At 63.8% G+C, this 23728-nt stretch carries 22 protein-coding genes; 7 read left to right on the top strand and 15 right to left on the bottom strand.

Annotated features, from left to right (window positions below; all coding sequences use genetic code 11):
• Window positions 1-11 precede the first annotated feature (11 nt).
• Genes VIL88_RS11720 through VIL88_RS11755 form a run of 8 tightly spaced genes read right to left on the bottom strand, consistent with a single transcriptional unit; the run spans window position 12 to window position 8260 of the window.
• A complete protein-coding gene (locus VIL88_RS11720; RefSeq protein ID WP_331988990.1) occupies window positions 12-791 on the bottom strand; it encodes an HAD-IIA family hydrolase in 780 nt (259 codons plus the stop codon).
• On the bottom strand, window positions 788-1693 hold the full coding sequence (locus VIL88_RS11725) for an ABC transporter permease (RefSeq protein ID WP_331988992.1): 906 nt from the start codon (window positions 1691-1693) through the stop codon (window positions 788-790). The genes VIL88_RS11720 and VIL88_RS11725 overlap by 4 nt, the downstream gene beginning before the upstream one ends.
• Entirely contained in the window at window positions 1690-2628 is a 939-nt protein-coding gene (locus VIL88_RS11730; RefSeq protein ID WP_331988994.1) for an ABC transporter permease, read from the bottom strand. Before VIL88_RS11730 ends, VIL88_RS11725 begins: the two co-directional genes overlap by 4 nt.
• The gene (locus VIL88_RS11735) at window positions 2625-4061 is read right to left on the bottom strand and encodes an alkaline phosphatase family protein (RefSeq protein WP_331988996.1); all 1437 of its coding nucleotides are present in this window, start codon (window positions 4059-4061) and stop codon (window positions 2625-2627) included. Before VIL88_RS11735 ends, VIL88_RS11730 begins: the two co-directional genes overlap by 4 nt.
• On the bottom strand, window positions 4058-4780 hold the full coding sequence (locus VIL88_RS11740) for a glycerophosphodiester phosphodiesterase (protein ID WP_331988998.1): 723 nt from the start codon (window positions 4778-4780) through the stop codon (window positions 4058-4060). The genes VIL88_RS11735 and VIL88_RS11740 overlap by 4 nt, the downstream gene beginning before the upstream one ends.
• Complete coding sequence (locus tag VIL88_RS11745) at window positions 4777-5646, bottom strand: ATP-binding cassette domain-containing protein (RefSeq protein WP_331989000.1); 870 nt, start codon at window positions 5644-5646, stop codon at window positions 4777-4779. Before VIL88_RS11745 ends, VIL88_RS11740 begins: the two co-directional genes overlap by 4 nt.
• Window positions 5643-6680, bottom strand: a complete 1038-nt coding sequence (locus VIL88_RS11750; RefSeq protein WP_331989002.1) for an ABC transporter ATP-binding protein — start codon at window positions 6678-6680, stop codon at window positions 5643-5645. Before VIL88_RS11750 ends, VIL88_RS11745 begins: the two co-directional genes overlap by 4 nt.
• The gene (locus VIL88_RS11755; RefSeq protein WP_331989004.1) at window positions 6680-8260 is read right to left on the bottom strand and encodes an ABC transporter substrate-binding protein; all 1581 of its coding nucleotides are present in this window, start codon (window positions 8258-8260) and stop codon (window positions 6680-6682) included. The genes VIL88_RS11750 and VIL88_RS11755 overlap by 1 nt, the downstream gene beginning before the upstream one ends.
• A gap of 238 nt (window positions 8261-8498) precedes the next feature.
• Between VIL88_RS11755 and VIL88_RS11760 the strand changes: the two genes are divergently transcribed.
• The 3 genes from VIL88_RS11760 to VIL88_RS11770 all read left to right on the top strand — a co-directional run bounded on the left by VIL88_RS11760 (window position 8499) and on the right by VIL88_RS11770 (window position 9881).
• Window positions 8499-8882, top strand: coding sequence for an NADH:ubiquinone oxidoreductase subunit NDUFA12 (locus tag VIL88_RS11760; protein WP_331989330.1), 384 nt, complete (start codon window positions 8499-8501; stop codon window positions 8880-8882).
• Window positions 8883-8900: 18 nt separating this feature from the next.
• Window positions 8901-9314 carry a DUF2155 domain-containing protein gene (locus VIL88_RS11765; protein WP_331989006.1) on the top strand — a complete coding sequence of 138 codons (414 nt, stop codon included), beginning with the start codon at window positions 8901-8903 and terminating at the stop codon, window positions 9312-9314.
• Between the two features lie 69 nt (window positions 9315-9383).
• On the top strand, window positions 9384-9881 hold the full coding sequence (locus VIL88_RS11770) for a GyrI-like domain-containing protein (RefSeq protein WP_331989008.1): 498 nt from the start codon (window positions 9384-9386) through the stop codon (window positions 9879-9881).
• Here the strand turns inward: VIL88_RS11770 and VIL88_RS11775 are convergent.
• From VIL88_RS11775 to VIL88_RS11800, 6 genes are all read right to left on the bottom strand, one after another.
• The gene (locus VIL88_RS11775; RefSeq protein WP_331989010.1) at window positions 9878-10237 is read right to left on the bottom strand and encodes an SPW repeat domain-containing protein; all 360 of its coding nucleotides are present in this window, start codon (window positions 10235-10237) and stop codon (window positions 9878-9880) included. The genes VIL88_RS11770 and VIL88_RS11775 overlap by 4 nt on opposite strands.
• A gap of 36 nt (window positions 10238-10273) precedes the next feature.
• Complete coding sequence (gene aat / locus VIL88_RS11780; RefSeq protein ID WP_331989012.1) at window positions 10274-10927, bottom strand: leucyl/phenylalanyl-tRNA--protein transferase; 654 nt, start codon at window positions 10925-10927, stop codon at window positions 10274-10276.
• Between the two features lie 188 nt (window positions 10928-11115).
• Window positions 11116-12462 carry an acetyl-CoA carboxylase biotin carboxylase subunit gene (gene accC / locus VIL88_RS11785; protein ID WP_331989014.1) on the bottom strand — a complete coding sequence of 449 codons (1347 nt, stop codon included), beginning with the start codon at window positions 12460-12462 and terminating at the stop codon, window positions 11116-11118.
• A gap of 10 nt (window positions 12463-12472) precedes the next feature.
• Window positions 12473-12967, bottom strand: coding sequence for an acetyl-CoA carboxylase biotin carboxyl carrier protein (gene accB, locus VIL88_RS11790; protein ID WP_331989016.1), 495 nt, complete (start codon window positions 12965-12967; stop codon window positions 12473-12475).
• A 33-nt stretch (window positions 12968-13000) separates the two neighbouring features.
• Window positions 13001-13438: a type II 3-dehydroquinate dehydratase gene (gene aroQ / locus VIL88_RS11795; protein WP_331989018.1), complete on the bottom strand. Its 438-nt coding sequence runs from the start codon at window positions 13436-13438 to the stop codon at window positions 13001-13003.
• 88 nt (window positions 13439-13526) lie between these two features.
• Window positions 13527-14393: a DsbA family protein gene (locus VIL88_RS11800; protein ID WP_331989020.1), complete on the bottom strand. Its 867-nt coding sequence runs from the start codon at window positions 14391-14393 to the stop codon at window positions 13527-13529.
• A 156-nt stretch (window positions 14394-14549) separates the two neighbouring features.
• Here VIL88_RS11800 and VIL88_RS11805 point away from each other — a divergent pair, with 156 nt between their 5' ends.
• The gene (locus VIL88_RS11805; protein WP_331989022.1) at window positions 14550-15695 is read left to right on the top strand and encodes a pyridoxal phosphate-dependent aminotransferase; all 1146 of its coding nucleotides are present in this window, start codon (window positions 14550-14552) and stop codon (window positions 15693-15695) included.
• A gap of 166 nt (window positions 15696-15861) precedes the next feature.
• On the opposite strand, the gene VIL88_RS11810 is transcribed toward VIL88_RS11805, so the two are convergent.
• Window positions 15862-18582, bottom strand: a complete 2721-nt coding sequence (locus tag VIL88_RS11810; protein ID WP_331989024.1) for a ribonuclease E/G — start codon at window positions 18580-18582, stop codon at window positions 15862-15864.
• A gap of 567 nt (window positions 18583-19149) precedes the next feature.
• Here VIL88_RS11810 and VIL88_RS11815 point away from each other — a divergent pair.
• The 3 genes from VIL88_RS11815 (at window position 19150) to VIL88_RS11825 (ending at window position 23683) form a co-directional block, all read left to right on the top strand.
• Complete coding sequence (locus tag VIL88_RS11815) at window positions 19150-20475, top strand: N-acetylmuramoyl-L-alanine amidase (protein ID WP_331989026.1); 1326 nt, start codon at window positions 19150-19152, stop codon at window positions 20473-20475.
• 176 nt (window positions 20476-20651) lie between these two features.
• Window positions 20652-23174 (top strand): penicillin-binding protein 1A, encoded by a 2523-nt coding sequence (locus VIL88_RS11820; protein WP_331989028.1) that lies wholly within the window; start codon window positions 20652-20654, stop codon window positions 23172-23174.
• Window positions 23129-23683 carry a peptide deformylase gene (locus tag VIL88_RS11825; RefSeq protein ID WP_331989030.1) on the top strand — a complete coding sequence of 185 codons (555 nt, stop codon included), beginning with the start codon at window positions 23129-23131 and terminating at the stop codon, window positions 23681-23683. The genes VIL88_RS11820 and VIL88_RS11825 overlap by 46 nt, the downstream gene beginning before the upstream one ends.
• Window positions 23684-23728 lie beyond the last annotated feature (45 nt).

Here is a 23728-nt window from a genome sequence, read left to right on the forward strand (position 1 = left end):
GGCGCTTCGGGTCAGAGACTGGCCAGGATGTAGTTGGGAACCACGTCGCTTCGGGTATCAAGCGGCACGCCGGTCTCCATGAAGATCGACCGCACGCCGGCGCGCTGCCCGGCGAGAATGTCGGTATCGAGCTTGTCGCCGATCATGATGGCGTGGCCAGGCTCTGTCCCCAGGCGGGCAAGGGCGGTGTGGATAATGGTCGGGTCGGGCTTTCCCAGAAATACCGGGGTGACGCTAGATGCCGCCGCAATGGAGTGGGTGAGGGCGCCTGCACCGGGCTCGAAGCCACTGGCGAGGGGACGGATAAGATCGGGATTGGTGCCGATCAGGCTGGCTCCGTCCAGAACGTTGCCAAGGGCCGTGGTCATCATGTCATAGTCGAAGCTGCGATCGAGGGCGACCACAACGGCCGAGGCGCCAGTGTCGACGAGCCTGTAGCCCGCCTCGACGACGCGATCCTTGAAAGATCGGGTGCCGATGACATAGAGGCCGGTTCCGGCAGGGAACTGGCTGCGCAGGTAGTCGAGCGTCACATCGCCCGAGGTCACGACCTGTGCAGGCTCGCAGGAGATGCCGAGCGCGCGGATCTTCTCGGCAAAGGCTGCCGGGTGCTTTTCCGCATTGTTGGTGACGAAGCAGTATGGGATGCCCTCGCTCAGCCATCGGTTGAACCGCTCGACCGCGCCCGGAACGGCCTGTTCGCCGCGATAAACGACGCCATCAAGGTCTGACAGGACGGCTGAGAACGTAAGTTCTTGGATGGAGGCGAGGCGATTCTCAGCACCAATCATGCGCCCTTGGCTCCCAGGTTTGGATCGAACATGTCGCGCAGCCAATCGCCGACGAGGCTGATGGCCAGCGTGGTCAAAAAGATCACCATGCCGGCTGGAATGCCCATCCACCAGGCGGTGGTCAAGTAGTTGCGGCCTTCGCCCAGCATGAGCCCGAGGCTGGTGCCCGGGGGCTGGACGCCAAGGCCGAGGAAGGAAAGGGAGGTCTCGAGCAGGATGATCTCGGGGAAGTTGAGGGTCACCTGCACCATGATGACGCCCAGCATATTGGGCAGGACGTGGCGCAGATAGACCTTGGCCGGGTGGAGGCCGAGCGTGCGGATGGCGAAGGCATAGCCCTGGCCGTTGGTGGACAGGACGAGTCCGCGCGCGATGCGGGCATAGCCATCCCAGCCGAACAGCCCGATCAGGATGATCAGCAGCAGGAAGTTGTTGCCGAAAAAGGCCAGCACGGCGAGGGCCACGATCAGGAACGGGATTGAGGCCTGGAAGTCCACCATCATCATGATGACGTCGTCCACCCAGCCGCGGAAATGGGCGGCGATGATGCCCAGGGCCGTACCGACCGTCGCGCCGATCACCGTCGCCATGATGGCGATCAGGATGCTGGTGCGCATGGCGTAGATCACCCGGCTGAACACATCGCGGCCGAGATCGTCGGTGCCGAAGAGGTTTTCCGCCGGCCCACCGAAGGCTGCCGGCGGCTTGAGGCGCTTGAGCAGGCTTTGTTCGGAGAAGCTGAAGGGCGCGAGAAACTCGGCAAAAAGGGCCGCAACAATGACGAGGACCAGCCAGGCGATGCAGAGGCCGATCACAAGAGGTGGGCGCGCCTTCCAGATGCGGGTCAGCCAGCCATGGCGCCGCAGCGCCAAAGGCGGCGGGGAGATATCGAGGCTGCTCATGCCGCCGCCTTCCTGTTGTGCACTTCGATGCGCGGGTCGAGCCAGCCATAGGTGAGGTCGACGATGAGATTGACCACGACCATGGTGAGGGCAATCAGCAGCACCACGGCCTGGACCACCGCCAGGTCACGCTGGTTGACCGAATTGACCAGCAGCATGCCGACGCCGGGCCAGGCAAATACGGTCTCGATGGTGACGGCACCCCCGATCAGCCCTCCGATGCGCATACCGACCACGGTGACGACTGGAATGGCGGCATTGGGCAGGGCATGGCGCAGAACGCGACGGTTGTGGGGAATGCCCTTGGCCTTGGCGGTGCGCATGAAGGGTTGATGCAGGACGTCGAGCATGGAGGAGCGGGTGAAGCGGGCGACCGTTGCCGCGGTGGCGGTGGCAAGGGTCAGGGCCGGCATGACGAGGTGCCAGAAGCTGCCGGTGCCCGAGCTTGGCAGCCAGCGCAGGGTCATGGAGAAGACAAGGATCAGAACGATGCCGAGAAAGAAGTTCGGCACGCTTTGTCCAAAGATCGTGAAGCTCATCGCGGCGTGGTCGACCCATTCACCACGGCGCAGCGCAGCGATGATGCCGGCGGGGATGCCGACCAGCAGGGTGATGAGGAGCGCGGTTACGCCCAGTTGCAGCGTGACGGGCACACGCTCCATCACCACTTGGAGCGCTGGGCGACCGTCGCGGAAGCTGTCGCCGAAATCGCCCTGCAGGATGGCAGAAAGATAGGTGAGATACTGTTCGAGATAGGAGCCATCGAGGCCCCAGCGCCGGCGAAAGGCTTCAATGGCTTCGGGCGAGGCTTCGTCAGAGAGCATCATCTGGACTGGATCGCCGGAGGCGCGCAGCACGATGAATACGAAGGTGACGGCCAAAAGCAGGGTCATGGCGCCGCGAAAGAGCTTGGTGACGACAAATTGGGCGTTCACTGGCGCCAAGCTCCGGTACCGGCGGTCCAGCCGCAGTCGACGATGGTTTGCCCATCAACGATCCACTGCCGCAAGAATTGTTGGTGTCCGTGACGCTCGGCGCTGAGCGTGCGTGTCTGGACTGCAGGTGCGGTGCCGTAGCGAGGGTCTGTACCCACCAGCGCCTCGACCATGGGTCGGCCCTCGCAGCCCTCGGCTGGGAGACCCATCGTGGTCAGCACGGTCGGCACGATGTCGGGCAGCCAGCGTGGTGTTTCGGAGCGGAATGCCGGGCGATAGGCAGGGCCTTGTGCCGCCAGAACCGTAGAAAGTTCGCCGCGGTTGAGACCACCATGCATACCGCCGCCGGGGGTGATCCACGCGGCAAAGATGCACCCATCCACATCCGGCCCCCAAGCCTCGTCGCAGTTCGTGGCGCGCAGGGTAAACCCGATATCGGCGCCGCGCGGGTGATCGTTGCGAACGGCCGACCAGGGCAGGGCGCCTTCGATGGCTACGCCATGTTCATCGGAGGCAAAGACCAATCCGCAGAAGCTCTGCTGCACCAGCCAGTCGACGACCTCCGCCTTGCGGGCGTCGGAGGCATCGTGAAGATAGATGCTGCTGAACGATCCTATCGACGCGCGACCAAACTCCTGGGGAATGATGTCGAGCGTCGGGAGCTGGGCATGGCCAGTGATCTGGCCATGGTCGGACATGACAATGATGTTCTGGGGTCCATTGCCCGCGCGCCACCAGTCGAGGATGCGGCCGAAATTGTCATCGGCCATGCGCTGGGCGGCACCGGTCTCAGCGCCCAAAACGCCGAACTTGTGCGAACTGGTATCGGGCTCGTTCATCCAGAAGACGCAGAAGTCCGGATTGTGGCGCGGATAGATCACTTCCATCAGCGCGCGGGCGGCATAGGTGACCCGGGCATGGTTGGGCGCCCCTGCCGCGGGAATTGGCCCCAGATGTGCGACGACAGCATCGTGCACATCGGGCGTCGAGACCGGCGTGCCGTGCACGGAAAAGACCGGCTGGCCCAGGGCATGGGCACTGGAGTTCATCATCCGCGATGCGCCCTTTGTCGCCGTGCTGACGACAGCCATGGTGCGGCCAGCTTTCGCCATGCGTTCCCCCATGGTCTGGCTGTCGAGCAGTTGCCCGGCCTGAGCAGCAAGATCGAGATCCTCCCATTCGGAGGTGCGGAAGAGGCCGTCCGGCCGCACCGGGTGAATGAACTGATTGGCGACCACGCCATGTGCGCCGGGCGGAGAGCCCGTCATTGTGGAAGTGACAGCGACGCGTGTCTCACTGGGGAAGACAGAACGCGAATCGATGAAGTTGCTGCCTTCTTCCATGAACCGGATCAGGTGCGGCATGAGCTCTGGCGTGACCCGGTCGCGGCGGAGTCCGTCAAAGGTGACAAGCAGCGTGGATCCTTTGCTCATCGTGCGGCCTCCACGACAGATCTTGCCATGGCAACGTCGTCGACCAGAACGCCGTCTGCACCTGCCTGCAGCAGATGTTCAAGATGCTCCGGCGAGGTTTCGCCGCCTCCGAATGGAGTGCCCGTGCCACCGGCCGTGACCCAGACCTCGGCGCCGCATTGCTGCAGTTGCTTCACGCGTTCCGCTGATACGTCGCGCTCCCAGAGGCGAACGATCTTCGCACCGGTTTCGAAGAAGGCTTCGGCTCGCTCCTGGCCGGGAATAAAGCCCAGGATCCCAGTCTGACCTTTTTCGACAAAGAACCGCACCGCCTCCAGCGTGTGGCAGCCTGCGATCACCTGATGCCGGTGCGCTTGTGGAACGGTCGCGGCGATAGCCGTCCAGATGGCCTCCAGCGCCGGCAGCGTCTCATCCTTGATGTCGAGCAGCACATGCCGGTCGGCGGCAGCGTGCTGCAGCACGTCTGCCAGCGCAACGATGCGTGCTCCGCTTGTACTCGCGAGCCCCAGCAGTTCATCGGCGGTCAGGTCCTCCGGGCGCTCCGGACGGTCAAACAAGCGCATGAGATCGCGGTCATGGGCGCAGACGCAGGCGCCATCGCTCGAAAGGCGAACGTCGGCCTCGATGGCGAAGGCGCCGTTGCTGAAGGCAGCAGCCCAACCTTCCGGTGTATTTTCGGGATGGTTGGCGCTGTCGCCGCGGTGAGCGATGATCTTCATGATGGGACCGAAAGTTGAGGATTGGTCGGCTGTGCGGCGCCGCCAAAGGCGCGCATGTCGCGTTCGCGGCGTTGACGCGGGCTGTCAGCCGGAATGGCGGCAAGGAGCCGGCGCGTGTAGTCGTTTTGCGGATTGTCGAAGAGCGAGGCGGAGTCCCCGATCTCGAGGAGGCGCCCGGCATGCATGACGCCGACACGGTGACTGATGTGGCGCACCACGGAAAGGTCGTGCGAAATGAACATCAATGAAAGGTCGAGCTTCTGGCGGAGCTCAAGCAGCAGGTTGATGATCTGGGCCTGTACGGACACATCGAGCGCGCTTACGGCCTCGTCGCAGACGACCAGGCGTGGGTTGATCACCAGGGCGCGGGCAATCACCGCCCGCTGCAGCTGACCGCCAGAAAGCTGGTGCGGCAGGCGCTTGCCCATTGCGCCCAGCCCCACCATGGCGAGCATGGCCTGAGCACGATCATCGGCTTCCGAAGCGGCGAGCCGCTCATGCGTGGTTAGGGCCTCGCGCACCTGCGCATGGATCGACCAGCGCGGGTCGACCACCGCTGCGGGATTTTGAAAGACGACCTGTACGTGACGGCGCTGACGCCGCCATTCGGCGCTTCCGGCTGGCGCATAGTGCTCGCCCCAAAAGGTGACCAAGCCGCTGCTCGGTGCCTCGATGCCGGCGATCATGCGGCCGAGGGTGGATTTTCCGCTGCCGCTTTCCCCCACAATGCCGAGCGTCTCGCCCGGCGCGATAGAGAGGCTGACCCGGTCCACAGCGCGGAAGGCGTCGCTCTTGCCCCAGAGCTTGCGGCCGGAAGAATAGACCTGCACCAGATCGCGGGCGATGATACCTGCCTGGTCGCTCATGCAATGGCTCCGACGCCGAGGCCTGAAAAGTGACACGCGGCGGCGCATTGGCCCTGGCGCAGCAAGGGGGGATCCTCGGCGCAGATGTCCTGAGCCATCGGGCAGCGAGGCGCGAAGTTGCAGCCAGTCGGGCGCGCGGACGGCGCCGGAACGGTGCCGCCAATGGCATCGAGCGGCGTGCCCGGTTGGCGGCTGAAGCCGATGCGGCTGTTCATGAGGGCCCGGGTATAGGGATGACGCGGATTGTCAAAGAGATCATCAACAGGCGCCGCTTCGATGACCCGTCCCGCATACATTACGGCGACGTGGTCGGCGATTTCGGCGACGACGCCCAAATCATGCGTGACGAGCACGATGCCAAGGCCGAGGTCGGCCTGGAGATCACGCAGAAGGCGCAGGATCTGCGCCTGGATAGTGACGTCCAGGGCGGTGGTCGGTTCGTCCGCGATGAGCAGGCGCGGCTTGCAGGCAAGCGCCATGGCGATCATCACGCGCTGGCACATGCCACCCGACAGCTGATGCGGATAGTAGTTCTTGTTGCGCGCGATATTGGGGATGCCGACCTGATCGAGCAGTTCGACCACCCGGCGGTCGACCGCTGCGCCGCGCAGGGCGGTATGGGCGACTATCGCTTCCGCAATCTGGGCGCTGACGCGCTGCACTGGATTGAGCGAGACCATCGGGTTCTGGAAGATCATCGAGACGTCGCGACCGCGAAACTCGTTGAGCACCCTTTCCGGTGCCCCGATCGTTTCGGTGCCGAACAGGCGGATCGAGCCGTGCATGCTGAGATTGTCATCCAGCAGACCCAGAATGGACATGCAGGTGAGGCTCTTGCCGCAGCCGCTCTCGCCGACGAGGCAGAGTGTTTCACCCGCACGCAGCGAGAGGCTCACGTCTTCCACCAAGGCATGCGGGCCGGAATGGACGCCGAGGCCCTTGATCGCAAGGATCGGTGCGGGATCGGCGACGCTATGGAGTTTCGAGGAGGCGGCTAGCGTACCGCCTCCCGTCTGGTGCGTTGTCACAACCATCAGTCGTTGAAGCTGAGGTTATAGGGACGCAGGTCCATGTAGTAGAAGGTGTAAGGCTGCCAGTTGATGTCCTTGGACACGCCATAGGTCTCGAGCGGCTGGTAGAGAATGGTGCCCGGAGCATCCTTTTCCCAGATTTCGAGCATTTCCCAGGCGGCTGGCTGGCGCGTCTCGAGGTCAACCGAGCTCTCGATAATGCGGCCGAGTTCGTTGAAGCGCTCAAGGTTCTCCGTGCCGGCCCAGCTGCCGGTGCCGCGCTGCGGGCCACCGAATTGACCCCAGAGGTTCCATAGGCCGCCGACCGGATCCGGGTAACGGGTGGAGTTGGACCAGGTGCGGACCTGAAGTGCTCCCATGTCGAGGCCCGTCATAGTCTCCACAACGTTGAGCTCGACGTTGAGCCCCACGGCCTTCCACATTTCGACGATGGCCTGAGCAGCCGGAAGCGCGTTCAGATAGTAATTGGGCTGGGTTGTGTACTTGATCAGGCCGCCATCATAGCCGGCCTCGGCCAGCAGCTGCTTGGCGCGTTCAGGATCGTAGGGGAGACCCTTGTGGTCCGGATTATACATGTCCCCGAACTCGGGATACTGATGCCCGTTCGGTACGACGGCCTGGCCGCCCCAGAGTGCCTCGTTGAGCAGGTTGCGGTCGATGGCGAGGTTCATGGCCTGGCGGATGCGAGCGTCCTTGATCACCGGATCCTGCGTGCCGTAGACGAGGACGTGTGAGTTGGCGAGGACGACCGAGCGCGTCTCGATGTCCTCATAGCCGTTGATCTGCGGGATCTGGTCGGGGGCGACGTTGGTGATCATATCGAATTCGCCCGACACCAAACCGGCGACGCGGGTCGAAGGCTCGGGGATCTCGCGGAAGGTCACGGTCGCGGCCGTCGGCTGGCCGCCGAAGTAATCGTCGAAGGCGACCAGGCGAATGGACTCGTCGGCCTTGTATTCGTCCAGCATGAAGGGTCCGGTACCCACGGGGAACATGGGGATGCCGCCATCGGTCGCCGCCTTGGCTTCCCAATCGCCCTTGTTGACGATCCAGGAGGCCCATGACGACAGGCGATGTTCAAGCAGCGGATCGGGTGCCTTGGTGATGAAATGAACGGTATGGTCGTCGATCGCCTTCACTTCCTTCAGCACGGAGAAGTAGGCCGGACCCTCGGTGAGCACGGCGTTTTCGCCGCTGAGGCGCTCGGGGGAGAAGGTAAAGACCACGTCTTCAGCGGTGAGCGGGGCGCCGTTGTGGAAGGTCACGTCCTCGCGCAGCTTAACCTCGAGGGTCGTGTCGTCGATGCGGGTCCATTCGGTCGCAAGGCTTGGCACCAGCTTGGAGCCGCCGCCGCCTTCAGCCGAGAGGAAATCGCGGCGGATCAGCGTGTCGAAGACGCTGTAGTTGACGCGCGTACCGACGTTGGACAGCTCCTTGCCCGGTTCAAGCGTTGCCGGAAGATCGGCTACACCGACCACGAGGTCGGGACGGTCCTGCGCCATGGCAAGAGAGGATGTCGCAGCAAGCAAGGCTGCCGTTGCGGCACCCAAGAGGGTCTTGCTGAAAAGGGAGGAAATGGTCATTGAGCGGCCCCGCTGAGACTTGAATGGCGGGCTACCTAAGGGATGGGTCTAACAGTTGGACGACAGCTTTGTGTCAGTTTGACTAAGCGTGCGGGGCCCAGGCGATCCCATCCCGCTCAGTGGCGCGACCACTTATCTGATCGCGGTCCGCACTGGGGCTAGGCTCGCGCGGCTGGGCGTGATAAACCGCGCCAACACGCATTTTGCATCGCGGAATCGACAATTGGCCAAATCCGGTATCAAGCAGTTTCTCTCTGAAATCTTCGCCTGGTGGAACGGCCAGACCTGGGGCACAAGGTTGTGGATCTGGCGCTTCGGCGACTATGTCGGCAGCGATGAATTCGGCAACAAGTACTACCAGGATCGCAAGTCCGACCGGCGCTATGTGACCTATAACGGCTATGCCGACGCCTCCACCATTCCGCCGGGCTGGTATGGCTGGATCCATCACCGCATGGAACTGCCGCCGACGCAGCAGAAGTATGTCCCCAAGGCCTGGGAAAAGCCGCACAAGCCCAACATGACCGGCACGGTCGAGGCCTATCGCCCCGACGGCAGCCTGCTTAACAAGGGCGAGCGTCCGCGCGTGACCGGCGACTACGACGCCTGGTCGCCCGAATAAGCGGGTGCGATCGGCACCTTGTTTCGTCCTTCCCGCATCCTGCCGGCAGCTCTGGCCGGGCTGACGCTGCTCAGCCTGGCGCTGCCGAGTGCCGCCCAACCCGTGGCCAATCCGGTGGCAAGCTTTGCCGGGCTGGACAAGATCACCGGCCGCATCACGCGTTTCGACGTCTATATCGACGAAACAGTGCTGTTCGGGGCGCTCGAGATCACGCCGCGGGCCTGCTACAGCCGGCCGAGCACCGAGAGCCAGCGCGTGTCTGCCTTCCTCGAGGTGGATCAGCGCAGCCTGTCGGGCGTCTCCAAGCGCATCTTCAGCGGCTGGATGTTTGCCGACAGCCCGGCGCTCAATGCCGTCGACCACGCCATCTATGACGTGTGGCTGGTGGAGTGCAAAGTCAGCACGGACGTGCCGCCGCCCGACCAGCGCTGAGCCTGTCGAATACTTCTCCGGTCAATCGTCGCTATGCTGGACGTGACCTGAACCGGAGGAATCCTGGACATGCTGACCCTGCCTCAAATCATCGACCGGGCTGAACAGCCCTATGCCTTTATCACCTTCACCGTGCGCATGGACCAGATGCAGCAGCCCGCGGACGAGGGCTTTCCCGCGCTCTTCGGCCATCTGGCCGAACAGGGCATAGAGGCTGTGGGCGCGCCGTTCTACAATTATCGCCGTATCAACATGAGTGACACACTCGACGTGGAGGCGGGGGTGGCCATGTCGCGCGAGGGGACAGCGGCCGGAAGGGTGCGATATGGCACGCTGCCGGGGGGCCGCTTCATGGAGATGATCTGGCATGGTCATCCCGACCAACTCGAAGCGGTCACAGGGCTGCTGATCGGGTGGGTAAGGCTCACCAACCAGCCTTTGGACATGGTTGAGAAGCCCGATGGCGACCATTTCCGCTGCCGGCTGGAAATCTACGAAACCGACCCCGATGACGAGCCCGACATGAACAAGTGGGTGACGCGCCTCAACTTCAAGCTGGCGGACTAGGACCGCGCCAGGTCCTGCGGGCTCCGGCGCTGCGTGAGCAGCGGCGTGACGATGTAGAGCAGGCCGAACAGGACATGCGGCCACCAGATGCGGTCGGCAAAGCCGAAGAGCCAGGGAGAGGCCAAGAGCAGTATGCCCGTGGCGATGTCGATGGCGAGGTGAGCCGCCATCGGCACCACGCGAACGACGCCGAGCTCGTAGCGGGTGAAGAGGCTCACGAAGATCGTGGTGATGCCGACCAGGATCGGCGTCCACTGCGCGGCGCTGCCGTCGGCGAAGCCGAGGAGGAAGGGCGCAAGGATCAGGATGACTGCGACGAGATAGTCGATGATGCCATGGATGCGGGTGGGGATCATGGTGTTCTCCTTGCGGAAGGAACCACGCTGCCCGCTTCAGGTTCCGCCGAGATCGGAGACGCTTCGGTCCAGCGCGTACCAGTCGCCATCGAGGCGCAGCGCCTGGGCCAGACGCTCTTCGTAGTGCTGGCGCGATATCTCTATGCCACCGAGCGACGCCAGATGGTCGGTGAGGAACTGCGTGTCGAGGAGGACGAAGCCGCCCGCCCGCAGCCGCCCCACCAGATGGGCCATGGCCATCTTGCTGGCATTGGTGCGGCGGTGGAACATGGATTCCCCGAAAAAGGCGCCGCCGATGGCCAAGCCGTAAAGGCCGCCGACGAGATCGATGCCGTCCCAGACTTCAACCGTATGGGCGACACCGCGGCGGAAGAGTTCGCCATAGACCTGCCGGATGGTCTGGTTGATCCAGGTCGTGTCACGATCCTCGCCCACCGTGGCGCAGCCTTCGATGATGGCGTCGAAATCGGTATCGACGCGGATGACGAAGCCGGACTTGCGGATGGCCTTGCGCAGGCTGGTGGAGAGATGAAAGCCGTCGAGCGGGATGATGCCGCGCTTTTCAGGGCTGACCCAGAACAGGTTCTCGTCCTCGGCATCCTCGGACATGGGAAAGATGCCGGCGCGATAGGCGCGCAGGATCAGTTCGGGGGTGATTTCGAGGTCGAAGGGGTCTTGCGGGCGAGCCATCAGGAAACTCCCGCTAAGCACAGGTTCCTCAGTCGACTTCCTCCCCCTTGCGGGGACGGATCAAGGGTGGGGGGATGGCTGGCCACGATCATCATCGTGGCTCCCGACACCCCCTCCCAACCTCCCTCGTCAAGGGGGAGGTGCCGCGCGGTGGATGTGACCCGATTGTGCCACATCGCAGCGGTCACTCAGACCTTGTTCTCGGCCAAATATTTTTCCAGCCAGTGGATGTCGTAGTTCCCGGCGAGGACGTCGGGTTCGCGGATCAGGCGCTGGAACAGGGGCAGGGTGGTCTTGATGCCGTCGATGACGAACTCGTCGATGGCGCGGCGCAGGCGCTGCAGGCATTCCTCGCGGGTGCGGCCATAGACGATGAGCTTGCCGATCAGCGAGTCGTAGTAGGGCGGAATTCGGTAGCCCTGGTAGACCGCCGAGTCGACGCGCACACCGACGCCACCTGCCGGGTGGTAGAAGGTGATGGTGCCTGGTGAGGGGGCAAAGGTCTGCGGGTCCTCGGCATTGATGCGCACTTCGATGGCGTGGCCATAAAAGGTAACATCGGACTGACGCATGGAGAGCGTTTCGCCCGAGGCGACGCGGATCTGCTCGTAGACGATGTCGATGCCGGTGATGCGCTCGGTGACCGGATGCTCCACCTGGAGGCGGGTGTTCATCTCGATGAAGTAGAACTCACCGTTCTCGTAGAGGAACTCGATCGTGCCGGCGCCCGAATAGGAAAGCTTGCGCATGGCGGCGGCGCAAATCTCGCCGATCTCGTCGCGCTCTTCCGGCTTGATGGTGGGGCCGCCGGCCTCTTCCCAGACCTTCTGGTGGCGGCGCTGCAGCGAGCAGTCGCGCACGCCCAGATGAACGGCATTGCCCTTGCCATCGCCAAGCACCTGCACTTCGATATGCCGCGGCTTGCCGAGGTATTTTTCCATATAGACGGAGTCATTGCCAAAGGCCGCCTTGGCCTCGGCGCGGGCAGTGGACCAGGCGACCAGGAGGTCTTCCTCGGTCTTGGCGACCTTCATGCCGCGCCCGCCACCACCAGCGGTCGCCTTGATCAAGACCGGGTAGCCGATCTCGCGGGCCGTGCGCAGGGCGTCCTGTTCGGTCTCGACGGCGCCGGCAGAGCCGGGGACCACGGGAATGCCAAGCTCGACGGCGGTCTTCTTGGCCGTGATCTTGTCACCCATGATTTCGATATGGTGCGCCGAAGGGCCGATGAAGGTGACGTTGTGCTCGCTCAGGATCTGGGCGAAGCGGGCATTCTCGGAGAGGAAGCCATAGCCGGGATGAACAGCATCGGCGCCGGTGATCTCGCAGGCAGCCAGGATAGAGGGAATGTTGAGATAACTGTCCTTGGCCTGGTTGGGGCCGATGCAGACGCTTTCGTCGGCAAGCCGGACATGCATGGCATTGGCGTCGGCGGTGGAATGCACCGCGACGGTCTGGATGCCAAGCTCCTTGCAGGCGCGCAGGATGCGCAGGGCAATTTCGCCGCGATTGGCGATGAGGACCTTCTGAAACATGGAAGTCCCCTTATTCGATGACGACGAGCGGCTCGCCGTATTCCACCGGCTGGGCATCCTGCACGAGGATGCGCGCCACGGTGCCCGAGCGGTGTGCCGGGATCTGGTTCATGGTCTTCATCGCTTCGATGATGAGAAGGGTCTGGCCTTCGCTGACCTTGGTGCCGACTTCGACGAAGGCGGGCTTGCCCGGCTCGGGGGAGCGATAGGCGGTGCCGACCATGGGGGATGTCAGTGTGCCCGGATTGGAGGAGAGGTCTTCAGCAGCGGCAGGGGCGACCGCGGGAACCGAGCCTGCCGGAGTCTGCGGCGCGGCTGGCGCTGCGGGCGGGGCGAAATATTGCGGAGCGGGAGTGGCGTAGCTGACGCCCTCATTGGCGTAGGAGCGGGTGACGCGGACCCGGAAGTCCTCCTGCTCGATCTCGATCTCGGCGAGATTTTCCTTGTTGAGCAGCTCGGCAATGGCCCGGATCAGGTCCTGATCCACCTGTGATGACTTGGTCATTCTTATCGTCTCCCGCGCTGATCGCGTTGAAATCTAATTGAGTTTTTCGGCAAGCGCTGTGAGCGCCATTCTATACCCGCCAGTGCCAAAGCCGCAAATGACGCCGAAAGCCACCGCCGACACATAGGAATGGTGCCGGAAGCTTTCGCGCTGGTGGATGTTGGAAATATGAACTTCGGCCACGGGCAGGCCGACGCCCTTGAGGGCGTCGTGGATGGCCACGGAGGTGTGCGAATAGCCCGCCGGGTTGATCACGATGGCATCGGCCGTGCCGCGCGCCGCGTGGATCCAGGTGATGAGTTCGCCCTCGTGGTTGGACTGGCGGAAATCGACCTCCAGCCCCAGTTCCGCGCCGGTGCGCCGGCAAAGCTGTTCCACATCGGCAAGCGTTTCGGCGCCATAGATGTCCGGCTCGCGCAAGCCGAGCAGGTTGAGGTTCGGGCCGTTGAGGACGAGAACACGCTTTGCCATGATTTCCGCCTTTTGCACCGCCGCTTCCCGCTGCTGCAAGCCCGGTTATACGAAATGCACGGAAAAGGCAAAGCGGGGCAGCGGGTTCCTAGCCGTTGCAGACGGTATCGCCGCAGGCACGCATGTTGGCGATGCGGGTCTTGAGCTCGCCGACGCCAATGGCACCGGGAATGATCTCGTTACCGATGATGTAGGTGGGCGTACCGGTGATGTTGAGCGCCTTGGCGATTTCGTAGGAGGTCTGGATGGTCTTGGCCACGGTCTCGCTGTTCATGTCGAGCTCAAGCGATACGGGCGAAAGGCCCAGGTCCGCGGCAGCGGCAAGCGCTGCCTGCTTGTCTATCTTGCCGCGGCTGGTGAACAGCGTTTCGTGGAAGGCCCAGTAGTCGACATCGGCATCGCCCACCAGAACGGCCACGCGCGCCGCGTCGATGGATTCGTTGGAGAGGATGGGGAATTCCTTGAGCACGACACGCAGGTTCGGGTCTTCGGCCAAGAGTGCGGCAAGGTCGGGCAGGGCGTTGCGGCAATAGCCGCAATTGTAATCGAAGAACTCAACGAGGGTGACATCGCCCTCCGGGTTGCCCAGCACCACCTGGCCAGGATCGTTGTAGATCTTGTCGTGCATGGCAGCGATGGCGCCGGTAGCCTGGGCCCGCTCTTCCTTCTGCATGGTGGCGTCAAGCGCGACCGACATGCGCTGCAGGATCTTGGGATCGCTCATCAAGAACGATTCGATCATCGGGTTGAGCACGGAGGGATCGAGCGCCGCAACGTCCTGCGCGGGAGCCGTTGCACTGGCCTGTTTCGCATCATACTGCGCGAAAGCCTCATCGATCATCGCCTGGATGGCGGCCGTGTCGGTCGCCGGCGCCGGGCGGCTCACGATCGAATAGCCCAGAGCGCCTGCCAGAACGCCCGCAACGGCAACAAGGGCAATGGTGACACGCGACATAGGCAAACTCCCGATCAGACGTGATGCTCATAGCAGAGCCGAGGCCGGTTTGGCAGCAGGGAGTGAAGGACGACCCGCACAGAGCAGCATTAGCGGTTGAGGGGGAGGACGCCAAAGGGTAGGGCTCATGCCAAATCCAGGTGAAAAGACCAAGACATGACCGACCAAGCCGCCGACGGACTGATGCCGTTCCACGCCATGGAAATCCTCAAGCGCGCCAAGGCGATCGAGACGGGCGGGCGCACCGTCTGTCATCTGGAGGTGGGGGAGCCGGGGGCACCGCCGGCGCCGCGCGTGATCGAAGCGGTGAGCAAGGCGCTGCCGCTGGCGCAGGGCTATACCAACGCCAAGGGGCTCGGCGAACTGCGCGACGGTATTGCCGCCTATTATGCGGCGCAGCATGGCGTTCATGTCGATCCCGACAATGTTCTTTGCACCATGGGTTCCTCGTCGGGCTTCATCATCGCCTTCCACACGGCTTTTCGCCCGGGCGCCCGCATCGCCATCACGCGGCCCGGCTATCCCGCCTATGTGAACACGCTGCTCGGCCTCGGCTTCGGCATAACCGAAATACCGCTCAGCGCCGAAAACGGCTGGCGCCTGACGGGTGCCGACATCGCTGCAGCGCATGCCGAGACGCCGTTCGACGGATTGCTGTTTGCCAGCCCTGCCAATCCCACGGGAGCGAGTGTTGACCGGACGGGACTGGCCGATATCGTCGAAACCTGCCGCCGCCTGGGAGTCCGGCTGATCTCGGACGAAATCTACCATGGGCTGGACTATGCCGCGCCGTCAGTGAGCGCGCTCGAGCTCACCCGCGACGCCATCGTCATCAACAGCTTCTCGAAATATTACTGCATGACCGGCTGGCGCATCGGCTGGATGGTGCTGCCGGACGACCTGGTCCGGCGCGCCGAAATCCTGCAGCAGAACCTCTTTATCTCCGCGCCCACCTTGAGCCAGATCGCTGCAACCGTTGCCCTTGGCGAGCGCGATTATGCGGAGGAGCAGAAGGCTGGCTATGCCAGCAACCGGATGCTGCTGAACGAGGGGCTGCAGAGCCTCGGCTTCGACATCGGCGCTCCATCCGATGGTGCCTTCTATGCCTATGCGGGAATCGCACGGTTCTCCAACGATGCCATGCATTTCTGCGAGACCCTGCTGGACGAAGCGGGGGTCGCGGTGACGCCGGGCATCGACTTCGATCGGGCTGGCGGCAACCGCTATGTCCGGTTCTCCTATGCGGGGAAGCGGGAGACCATCGAACTGGCGCTGGAGCGCATGCGGGTGTTCCTGGGCTAGAGGGCTGGCCGTGAGGTCGTCACCCTCGGTCTTGACCCGAGGGCGTTGCACTTTCTGCTGTCTCGCAAGTGTAGAGCCCCCGGGTTGAGCCCGGGGGTGACGATCGGGGGAGGGGCTGCTGCGGCACCCAAAGAAAAAGGGCGGTCCGAGGACCGCCCTTTGTGTTCTAGCCAAGGCCCAGGCGGCGCTGCCACCAGCCGGCTTTTTTCTTGGGCGGCTCGGCCGCGTCGCCTTCGGCTGCGGCCTCGGGCTGCGGTGTGCTGGACGACACCACGATGCCTTCCTCAGGCAGTTCCTTTTTCACGCGGCGGCTGCGCGGCGGCTCTGCGGCTTCCGCGGGCGCTGCAGGTTCTGCCACGGCGGGCGCCGCGGGGGCGGTGCTGGCCTCGGCCACGGGTGCAGAGGCGATCTCTGCCACGGCGGCCTGAGCGATCTCTGCAGCCTCGGCCGACTCGGCTTTCGGCTTGCGGGTCCGCGGCTTGCGCTTGGGCTTTTCCTCGACCGCAGCTTCCGGCTCGGCAGCAACGGCCTCGACCGGGGCTGCGTCCACGGGCTGCGACTCGGCGGTTTCCTCAACCTTCTTGCGGCGCGTGCGCTTGGGCTTGGCGGCAGGGGCTTCCTCGAGCGGAGCTTCGGGCGCCGGAGCCTGGTTCAGCGCGGCTTCGGCGGCGACGATCTCGTCCTGAACCAGCAACTCGCTGGCGACGGCCTCCACCTCGGCCGCATTCAGGTCGGCATTGTCGCTGTTCGGCGCATCGACGCGCAGGCCCTCGTCGCCCTCACGGCGGTTGCGGCGTCCGCCACGACGGCCGCGACGGCGGCGCTTGCGCGGCTCTTCGTCGCCATTGCCTTCCTCGCGCGGACGCGCCGGATTGGCCTCGAAGGAGTCCTCGTCGGTCTCCTCACCGGCTTCCGTTTCGACGCCTTCGGCCTGGGCTGCGCGCTGCTGCTGCGGCCGCTGACCACCGTCCTCGCGATCCCCACCACCGCCACGGCGGCGGCGGCGGCGACGACGACCACGGCCCTCGCCTTCGCCAGCCTCGGCGGATGCGACAGGCGCCTCGTCGGCCTCATCATCGACCTCGTCCTCGACCACGTCATCGTCGATATCGTCATCGATGATCGCGCTGTCGACGCGAACGTGCTCGGTCACGCGCGTGTCGGCATAGGCCATGACGCGTGCTTCGCCTTTCTCGATGGCGAACTGGTTGCCGGTCATCTTGCTGTCGGCGGTGATGGTGATCGAAAGCTGGTTGCGGATCTCGAGCGAAATCAGCGTCTCGCGCTTGTAGTTGAGGAGGTAAAGCGCGATTTCGACCGGGACGCGGACATTGATGGACTGGCCCTGGCGGCGCAGCACATGGTCCTCGATGTGGCGCATGATCATCAGCGCCAGCGACTCGGTGGAGCGCACGAGACCGGTGCCGTCGCAGATCGGGCACTTGTGGGTCGACGATTCGACGACGCCGAAGCGAATGCGCTGGCGGCTCATTTCCATCAGACCAAAGTGGCTGATGCGGCCGACCTGGATGCGGGCGCGATCGTCCTTGAGGCAATCCTTGAGCTTGCGCTCGACGGCCCGGTTGGAGCGGTTCTCCATCATGTCGATGAAGTCGATGACGATGAGGCCGGCCAGGTCGCGCAGGCGCAGCTGGCGGGCGACTTCCTCGGCGGCTTCGAGGTTCGTCTGGAGCGCGGTGTCCTCGATATTGTGCTCCTTGGTGGAGCGGCCCGAGTTCACGTCGATGGAAACGAGCGCCTCGGTCGGGTTGATGACGATATAGCCGCCCGAGGGCAGGGTCACCGTGGGCGAGAACATCGAATCGAGCTGCGTCTCGATGCCGTACTTGCTGAACAGCGGCTGCTCTTCGCGATAGAGCTGCACGTTCTTGGCATGGCTCGGCATGATCATGCGCATGAAGTCCTTGGCCTCGGTAAAGGCCTGCTCTCCAGCCACGAACACCTCGTCGATGTCCTTGTTGTAGAGGTCGCGGATGGTGCGCTTGATCAGCGAACCTTCCTCATAGACGAGGCACGGGGCCTGCGACTTGAGGGTGAGTTCGCGCACCGATTCCCAGAGGCGCATCAAGTATTCGAAGTCGCGCTTGACCTCGGCCTTGGTGCGCGAGGCCCCGGCCGTGCGCAGGATCACGCCCATGCCCTGCGGCACTTCGAGATCGGAGGTGATCTCCTTGAGCCGCTTGCGGTCGGCGGCGTTGGTGATCTTGCGCGAGATGCCGCCGCCACGGGCGGTATTGGGCATCAGCACGGAATAGCGGCCGGCGAGCGACAGATAGGTCGTCAGAGCCGCGCCCTTGTTGCCGCGCTCTTCCTTGACCACCTGCACCAGCATGACCTGGCGGCGCTTGATGACTTCCTGGATCTTGTAGTTGCGGCGGTTGGGGCTCTGGCGGCGGCGTTCGGGCACTTCCTCGAGCGCGTCGGCGCCCCCGATGGATTCCACCGGCTCGGAGTTTTCCGGCGCCTGCTCGATGTGGCTTTCTTCCTCGTCCGTCGCGTCAGCCTCGGGTTCGGCTTCGCTCACCGATTCCGGAGCGGCGCCAGTGTCCTCGGCGACCTCGTCGTGGTGCTCGTCCTCGTGCTCCTCTTCGCGGAGCAGGGCTTCGCGATCGGCAACGGGGATCTGGTAATAGTCGGGATGGATTTCGCTGAAGGCGAGGAAACCGTGACGGTTGCCGCCATATTCGACAAAGGCGGCCTGGAGCGATGGCTCCACACGCGTCACCTTGGCGAGGTAGATATTGCCCCGCAACTGGCGGCGGGTCGCCGATTCAAAGTCGAATTCTTCGAGCCTGTTACCCGATGTGACGACGATCCGTGTTTCTTCCGGGTGGATGGCATCCACCAGCATTCTCTTGGTAGCCATTGGGAACTCCGCGCGCTCGCGCGCCGACAAGAGGCCGCCGGTTCAACGGCATCCTCCGCATGGCGCTGTGCGAGGCGAATGGTTTGGGAAATGTGGCGCGGAAAAGCTCTGCCTCCAACGCGCCGGTCGATGTGGTCATGGCCGGAAGATGCTGCGTGACAAAACGGCAATCGGTGATTTCGATCGCGTCGCGCTTTGTCCGCTTGCGGGCCATCTGACCTCTTCCTATTGGACTGCCTCTCGGCAGCCGTCCGGTTCAGAAAAGAACCGAAATTCTTATGCGAAGCGCCAGATTTGCCGCTTCTGAGCCGGAGGCGGGAACACACGAGTTTCCCGATCCCGGCCACTTCCTGCACCGCATCAGTGGCCCAATGGACCATCAAAGCTGGTACTGCAGAAAGCAAGCGCTTCCCCTTAAGCGTGTAGGGATGTTGCAAAGGATTGGCAACAGGAAAGTCGACCCGCGGGCGGAGCCGGGTTTTCACGCCGCCTTTATTGGTCCTCGGCAAAAATCGTCGCATAAGAACCGCGCGCCGCAGATTCGCCCGAACGTCGTGGCTGATGCGGATGAAAGAATATGGGGCCGGTCCGCCGTTGCTGAAATCGCTTCGATCCATCACCTTGCCGACGCTGGTCCTGGCCGTAGCGGGCTTCATGCTGCCGCTGTCGAGCGTGGCACAGGAACCGCCTGCGGCGACGCCTCCGCCGGCGGCCGAGACGGCAGCACCGGCAGCGCCAGCGGCCGCGGTGGCACTACCCAACGTTATGGACGTCCGCGTTTCCGCAACACCAGACCGTGCGCGCCTCATCGTCGACCTCGCGGCGCGGACCGAGTTCGCCCTGGTGTCGCTGAGCGAACCCGATCGCATCGCCATCGACGTCCGCGCCGCCACGTTCTCGGTGCCCGAGCCCACCGGTACGCCGGCTGGCGAGGGCAACATGATCAGCGCCTATGCCGTGGAGCAGGCGGCGCCCGACCGGGTGCGCACCATCCTGACGCTGGGCTCGCCGGCACAGGTGCAGCAGGCTTATGTGCTGGATGCCTTCGAAGGCCAGCCGGCGCGCCTCGTGGTCGACATCATTCCCGCCACAGCGGAGGAGTTCGCCGCCAACGTCACCCGCGACGCCAGCGCGTCGAGCACCGTTGCGCCGCCAGTCGCCGCAGCCTCGACCCCGGCGGGTGGCTCGGAGCTACCCATTGCTACGCGACCGCTGGTGGTAATCGACCCCGGGCATGGCGGCATCGACAGCGGTGCCGAAACCGCCAGCGGGATCAAGGAAAAGGACGTCGTTCTGGCCTTTGCCCTTCGGTTACAGGAGCTGCTGGTAGAATCCGGGCGCTTCGACGTTGCCCTAACGCGCGAGGACGACACCTTTCTCCGGCTCGAGGAGCGCGTGGCCCTTGCGCGCACCAACAAGGCGGACCTCTTTCTCTCCATCCACGCCGACAGCTTCCAGCAGCCCGATATCCGTGGCGCCAGTGTCTATACGCGAGACGAAAATGCCACCGACGTGCTCGACAAGGTGCTAGCCGACAACGAGAACAAGACCGATGTCATCGCCGGCTTCGCCATGCCGCAGATGGCGCCCGAAGTGGTGGACATCCTCCTGGACCTGATGCGGCGCGAGATGCGGCACCAGTCCTTCACGGCGGCCCAAGCCATCGTCCACCAGCTGGAGCCAAGCGTCGAATTGCGGCGCTTCCCGGTGCGACAGGCAGACTTCTTTGTGCTGCAGGCGCCTGACGTACCTTCGGTGCTTCTGGAACTGGGCTTCCTTTCCAATGCCGACGACATGGCCAACCTCATGAAGGGCGAATGGCAGGACCGCACGGCCGAGGCCCTGGCGCGCGGCATCTCAACCTACTTCGACAGCCTTGAGCCGCAGGATTGATGTGGCATTTCGGCCACCGGCGGCGGCAAGCCGCAGAACTCGCAATGCTTTGACGGGCTGCCATCAACTTTCGCCGTTCAGTCTGCTATTATCTGGAAACTGAATCGCGCGCTTTGGGGCAGGCGCCGCGATGCCCCTGCGGCAGCTTGTGACGGTGCCGGGAGAGATTAGACTATATGCTTCGATTGCTCGGCTGGCTTTTTGGCTTTGGGATGTTTGCGGCGCTGGCAGCGCTGGGCGGAGCCGCCATTTACCTCACGACCGTGGCGGCTGAACTCCCCGACTATACCGTGCTCAAGGACTATCAGCCGCCGGTCACCACGCGGGTACATGCCGCGGACGGGACGCTGCTGGCGGAATTTGCCCGCGAGCGGCGGCTGTTCCAGCCCATCGAGACCATGCCGCCACTGCTGGTCAACGCCTTCCTCTCCGCCGAGGACAAGGACTTCTACAAGCATGGCGGCATCGCCATCGACGGCGTGTTCCGCGCCGTCCGCGACAACCTGCTGGCGCGGCTCGACGGAAATAACGCGATTCAGGGCGGCGGTTCGTCGATCACCCAACAGGTGGCCAAGAACTTCCTCCTGAGCTCCGAACAGACCTGGGATCGCAAGATCCAGGAAGCGCTGCTGGCGATCCGCATCGAATCCACCTTCAGCAAGGACCGCATCCTCGAGCTCTACCTCAACGAGATTTTTCTCGGGCTCAACTCCTACGGCGTGGCGGCCGCGGCGCTGAACTACTTCGACAAGGCGCTTTATGAACTGACGCTAAGCGAGGCTGCCTATATCGCCGCCTTGCCCAAGGGGCCGAACAACTACCATCCGTTCCGCCGTCCGCAGGCGGCCATCGAGCGCCGTAACTGGGTCATCGACCGGATGATCGAGAACGGCTTAGTGTCCGCCGAAGAGGGACAAGCGGCCAAGGACGAACCGCTCAACGTCATTCCGCGCGCGGGCGGCAGCCAGCTCTATTCGGCCGAGTATTTCACCGAGGAGGTGCGGCGGGAACTCGCCAAGCTCTATGGCGAGGATCAGCTTTATGGCGGCGGCCTTTCGGTGCGCACGACTCTGGAGCCGCGCCTGCAGGAGTATGCCCGCCGCGCCCTTATGGACGGGCTCATCGCCTATGACCAGAGCCGCGGCTTCCGCGAGCCGGTGGCCACGATCGAGATCGGCGAGGATTGGGGGCAGGACGTTGCCAAGATCATCCCGCTCGGAGACGTGCCGGAGTGGCAGCTTGCGGTCGTTCTGGAGATGAACGGCAACGAGGCCCGCATCGGGCTTCGTCCCGACAACCTGCCGGACAACACCATTTCCGACGAACGCACCATCGGGACGCTTTCGGGGCCCGAGATCAAGTGGGTGTCCCGTCCGCTGGGGGAAATCCTCAAGGTCGGGGACGTGGTCTATGTTTCGCCTGTTTCGGGCAAGACCGGCATCTATACCTTGCAGCAGGTGCCCGAGATCGAAGGCGCGCTGGTCGCGATGGACCCCCGGACGGGGCGCGTGCTGGCGATGGTGGGCGGCTTCTCCTACGCGATGAGCGAGTTCAATCGCGCGACGCAGGCGCTGCGCCAACCAGGCTCTTCGTTCAAGCCCATCGTCTATGCCGCGGCTTTGGACAACGGCTATACGCCGGCTTCCGTCGTGCTGGATGCGCCGGTGGAAATCCGCAATGGCGATGGCTCCATCTGGCGGCCGGAAAACTACGCCCAGGAGTTCTACGGTCCGCAGACGCTGCGCCGCGGCATCGAGCGCAGCCGCAACGTCATGACGGTGCGCCTTGCCAAGGATATCGGCATGCCACTTGTAGCGGAATATGCGCGGCTGTTCGGTGTCTATGACTCCATGCAGCCGGTGCTCGCGATGGCTTTGGGTGCCGGCGAAACCACAGACATGCGCATGACTGCGGCTTACGCCACCATCGCCAATGGCGGCCGCAAGATCGTGCCGACGCTGATCGACCGGGTGCAGGATCGCTATGGCGTCACCGTCTACAAGCACGACCAGCGCCTGTGCCAGGGCTGCACTGCCGAAGCGTGGACGGGGCAGGGCGAACCCACCATCATCGACAATCGCGAGCAGGTGCTCGACCCGATGACGGCCTACCAGATCACTTCGATGATGGAAGGTGTGGTGCAGCGCGGCACCGGCACGGCCGCCAAGGTGCTCAACCGCCCCGTCGCCGGCAAGACTGGTACCACCAACGACTACAAGGATGCCTGGTTCGTCGGCTTCACCCCCGAACTGGCCACGGGCGTCTATGTCGGCTACGACCAACCGCGCTCGATGGGCAGTTCCACGACGGGCGGCACCTTTGCTGTGCCGATCTTCACGGACTTCATGGCCAAGGCGCTGGAGGGCAAGCCGGCCACCCCCTTCGTCAAGCCGAGCGGCATGCAGACCGCCTGGATCAATCCTGACTCCGGCGTCGAAGCCTTCGACGGCGAGGCCGCCATCGAGGAAGCCTTTAAGCCAGGCACCGGGCCGAACCTGATGACCTCGGTGATCGGCATCGACACCAATACGTATGATGCCATCCAGCGGCAGCAGATGATGCAGCAGGAATACGATTCCGGCTTTGCCAACCAGCCGGCTGTGAGCCCGCAGCCGGGCAGCAACGAACCGGTCTATGACTATACGACCGGCCAATGGATTTATCCGGCACCGAGCGGCGGGCGGGGCGGCCTGTTCTAATGGCGCCGCCATTCGTCATCTATCCGCATCCGGCGCTGAGCCGGAAGGCATTGGCGCGACCGCTGGACGAACCGATGATCAAGGCGGGTGCGGCGCTGCTCAAGGCCGCAGAAGCAGTTCGTGCCTACGGCCTGGCGGCGGCGCATCTGGGGCTGGATGAGCCGATTGCCGTGGTGAGTTTCGCCACGAATCCGCAAGAGCGCGATTACCGGCTGCTGTTCAACCCCCGCATTGTCGAACTGGCAGAGGAAGTGGAAACAGGGACCGAGGGTTCGGTCTCCCTGCCGGGGATCGAGGTGCCGGTGCAACGTCCTGTCCGGGCTGTGATTGGCTTTCAGGACGCCGAGGGTCGCGAGCAGGTGGAGCGTTTCGAGGGATTTGTCGCCCGCGTCGCGCAGCATGAGATCGAGCAGGTGGAGGGCATCTTCTTCCTTCGGCGCGTCTCAATTACGCGGCGGGATGCTGCGTTGAGGCGGTTCCGGAAAAACCTTTTGTCTGCGACAACTTAGCTCGGCAACAGGGTAAACGGTTTACGTAGAATTAGGTAAATTTAC

The sequence above is a fragment of the Devosia sp. genome, from assembly GCF_036563435.1.
Lineage (GTDB): Bacteria > Pseudomonadota > Alphaproteobacteria > Rhizobiales > Devosiaceae > Devosia.

What these genes read in the sequence shown, in the direction of transcription:
- VIL88_RS11720 (WP_331988990.1), bottom strand. Translation starts at nt 791, where the DNA reads ATGATTGGTGCTGAGAATCGCCTCGCCTCCATCCAAGAACTTACGTTC.
- VIL88_RS11725 (WP_331988992.1), bottom strand. Translation starts at nt 1,693, where the DNA reads ATGAGCAGCCTCGATATCTCCCCGCCGCCTTTGGCGCTGCGGCGCCAT.
- VIL88_RS11735 (WP_331988996.1), bottom strand. Translation starts at nt 4,061, where the DNA reads ATGAGCAAAGGATCCACGCTGCTTGTCACCTTTGACGGACTCCGCCGC.
- VIL88_RS11740 (WP_331988998.1), bottom strand. Translation starts at nt 4,780, where the DNA reads ATGAAGATCATCGCTCACCGCGGCGACAGCGCCAACCATCCCGAAAAT.
- VIL88_RS11745 (WP_331989000.1), bottom strand. Translation starts at nt 5,646, where the DNA reads ATGAGCGACCAGGCAGGTATCATCGCCCGCGATCTGGTGCAGGTCTAT.
- VIL88_RS11750 (WP_331989002.1), bottom strand. Translation starts at nt 6,680, where the DNA reads ATGGTTGTGACAACGCACCAGACGGGAGGCGGTACGCTAGCCGCCTCC.
- VIL88_RS11755 (WP_331989004.1), bottom strand. Translation starts at nt 8,260, where the DNA reads ATGACCATTTCCTCCCTTTTCAGCAAGACCCTCTTGGGTGCCGCAACG.
- VIL88_RS11770 (WP_331989008.1), top strand. Translation starts at nt 9,384, where the DNA reads ATGCTGACCCTGCCTCAAATCATCGACCGGGCTGAACAGCCCTATGCC.
- VIL88_RS11775 (WP_331989010.1), bottom strand. Translation starts at nt 10,237, where the DNA reads ATGATCCCCACCCGCATCCATGGCATCATCGACTATCTCGTCGCAGTC.
- aat (WP_331989012.1), bottom strand. Translation starts at nt 10,927, where the DNA reads ATGGCTCGCCCGCAAGACCCCTTCGACCTCGAAATCACCCCCGAACTG.
- accC (WP_331989014.1), bottom strand. Translation starts at nt 12,462, where the DNA reads ATGTTTCAGAAGGTCCTCATCGCCAATCGCGGCGAAATTGCCCTGCGC.
- accB (WP_331989016.1), bottom strand. Translation starts at nt 12,967, where the DNA reads ATGACCAAGTCATCACAGGTGGATCAGGACCTGATCCGGGCCATTGCC.
- aroQ (WP_331989018.1), bottom strand. Translation starts at nt 13,438, where the DNA reads ATGGCAAAGCGTGTTCTCGTCCTCAACGGCCCGAACCTCAACCTGCTC.
- VIL88_RS11800 (WP_331989020.1), bottom strand. Translation starts at nt 14,393, where the DNA reads ATGTCGCGTGTCACCATTGCCCTTGTTGCCGTTGCGGGCGTTCTGGCA.
- VIL88_RS11805 (WP_331989022.1), top strand. Translation starts at nt 14,550, where the DNA reads ATGACCGACCAAGCCGCCGACGGACTGATGCCGTTCCACGCCATGGAA.
- VIL88_RS11810 (WP_331989024.1), bottom strand. Translation starts at nt 18,582, where the DNA reads ATGGCTACCAAGAGAATGCTGGTGGATGCCATCCACCCGGAAGAAACA.
- VIL88_RS11815 (WP_331989026.1), top strand. Translation starts at nt 19,150, where the DNA reads ATGAAAGAATATGGGGCCGGTCCGCCGTTGCTGAAATCGCTTCGATCC.
- VIL88_RS11820 (WP_331989028.1), top strand. Translation starts at nt 20,652, where the DNA reads ATGCTTCGATTGCTCGGCTGGCTTTTTGGCTTTGGGATGTTTGCGGCG.
- VIL88_RS11825 (WP_331989030.1), top strand. Translation starts at nt 23,129, where the DNA reads ATGGATTTATCCGGCACCGAGCGGCGGGCGGGGCGGCCTGTTCTAATG.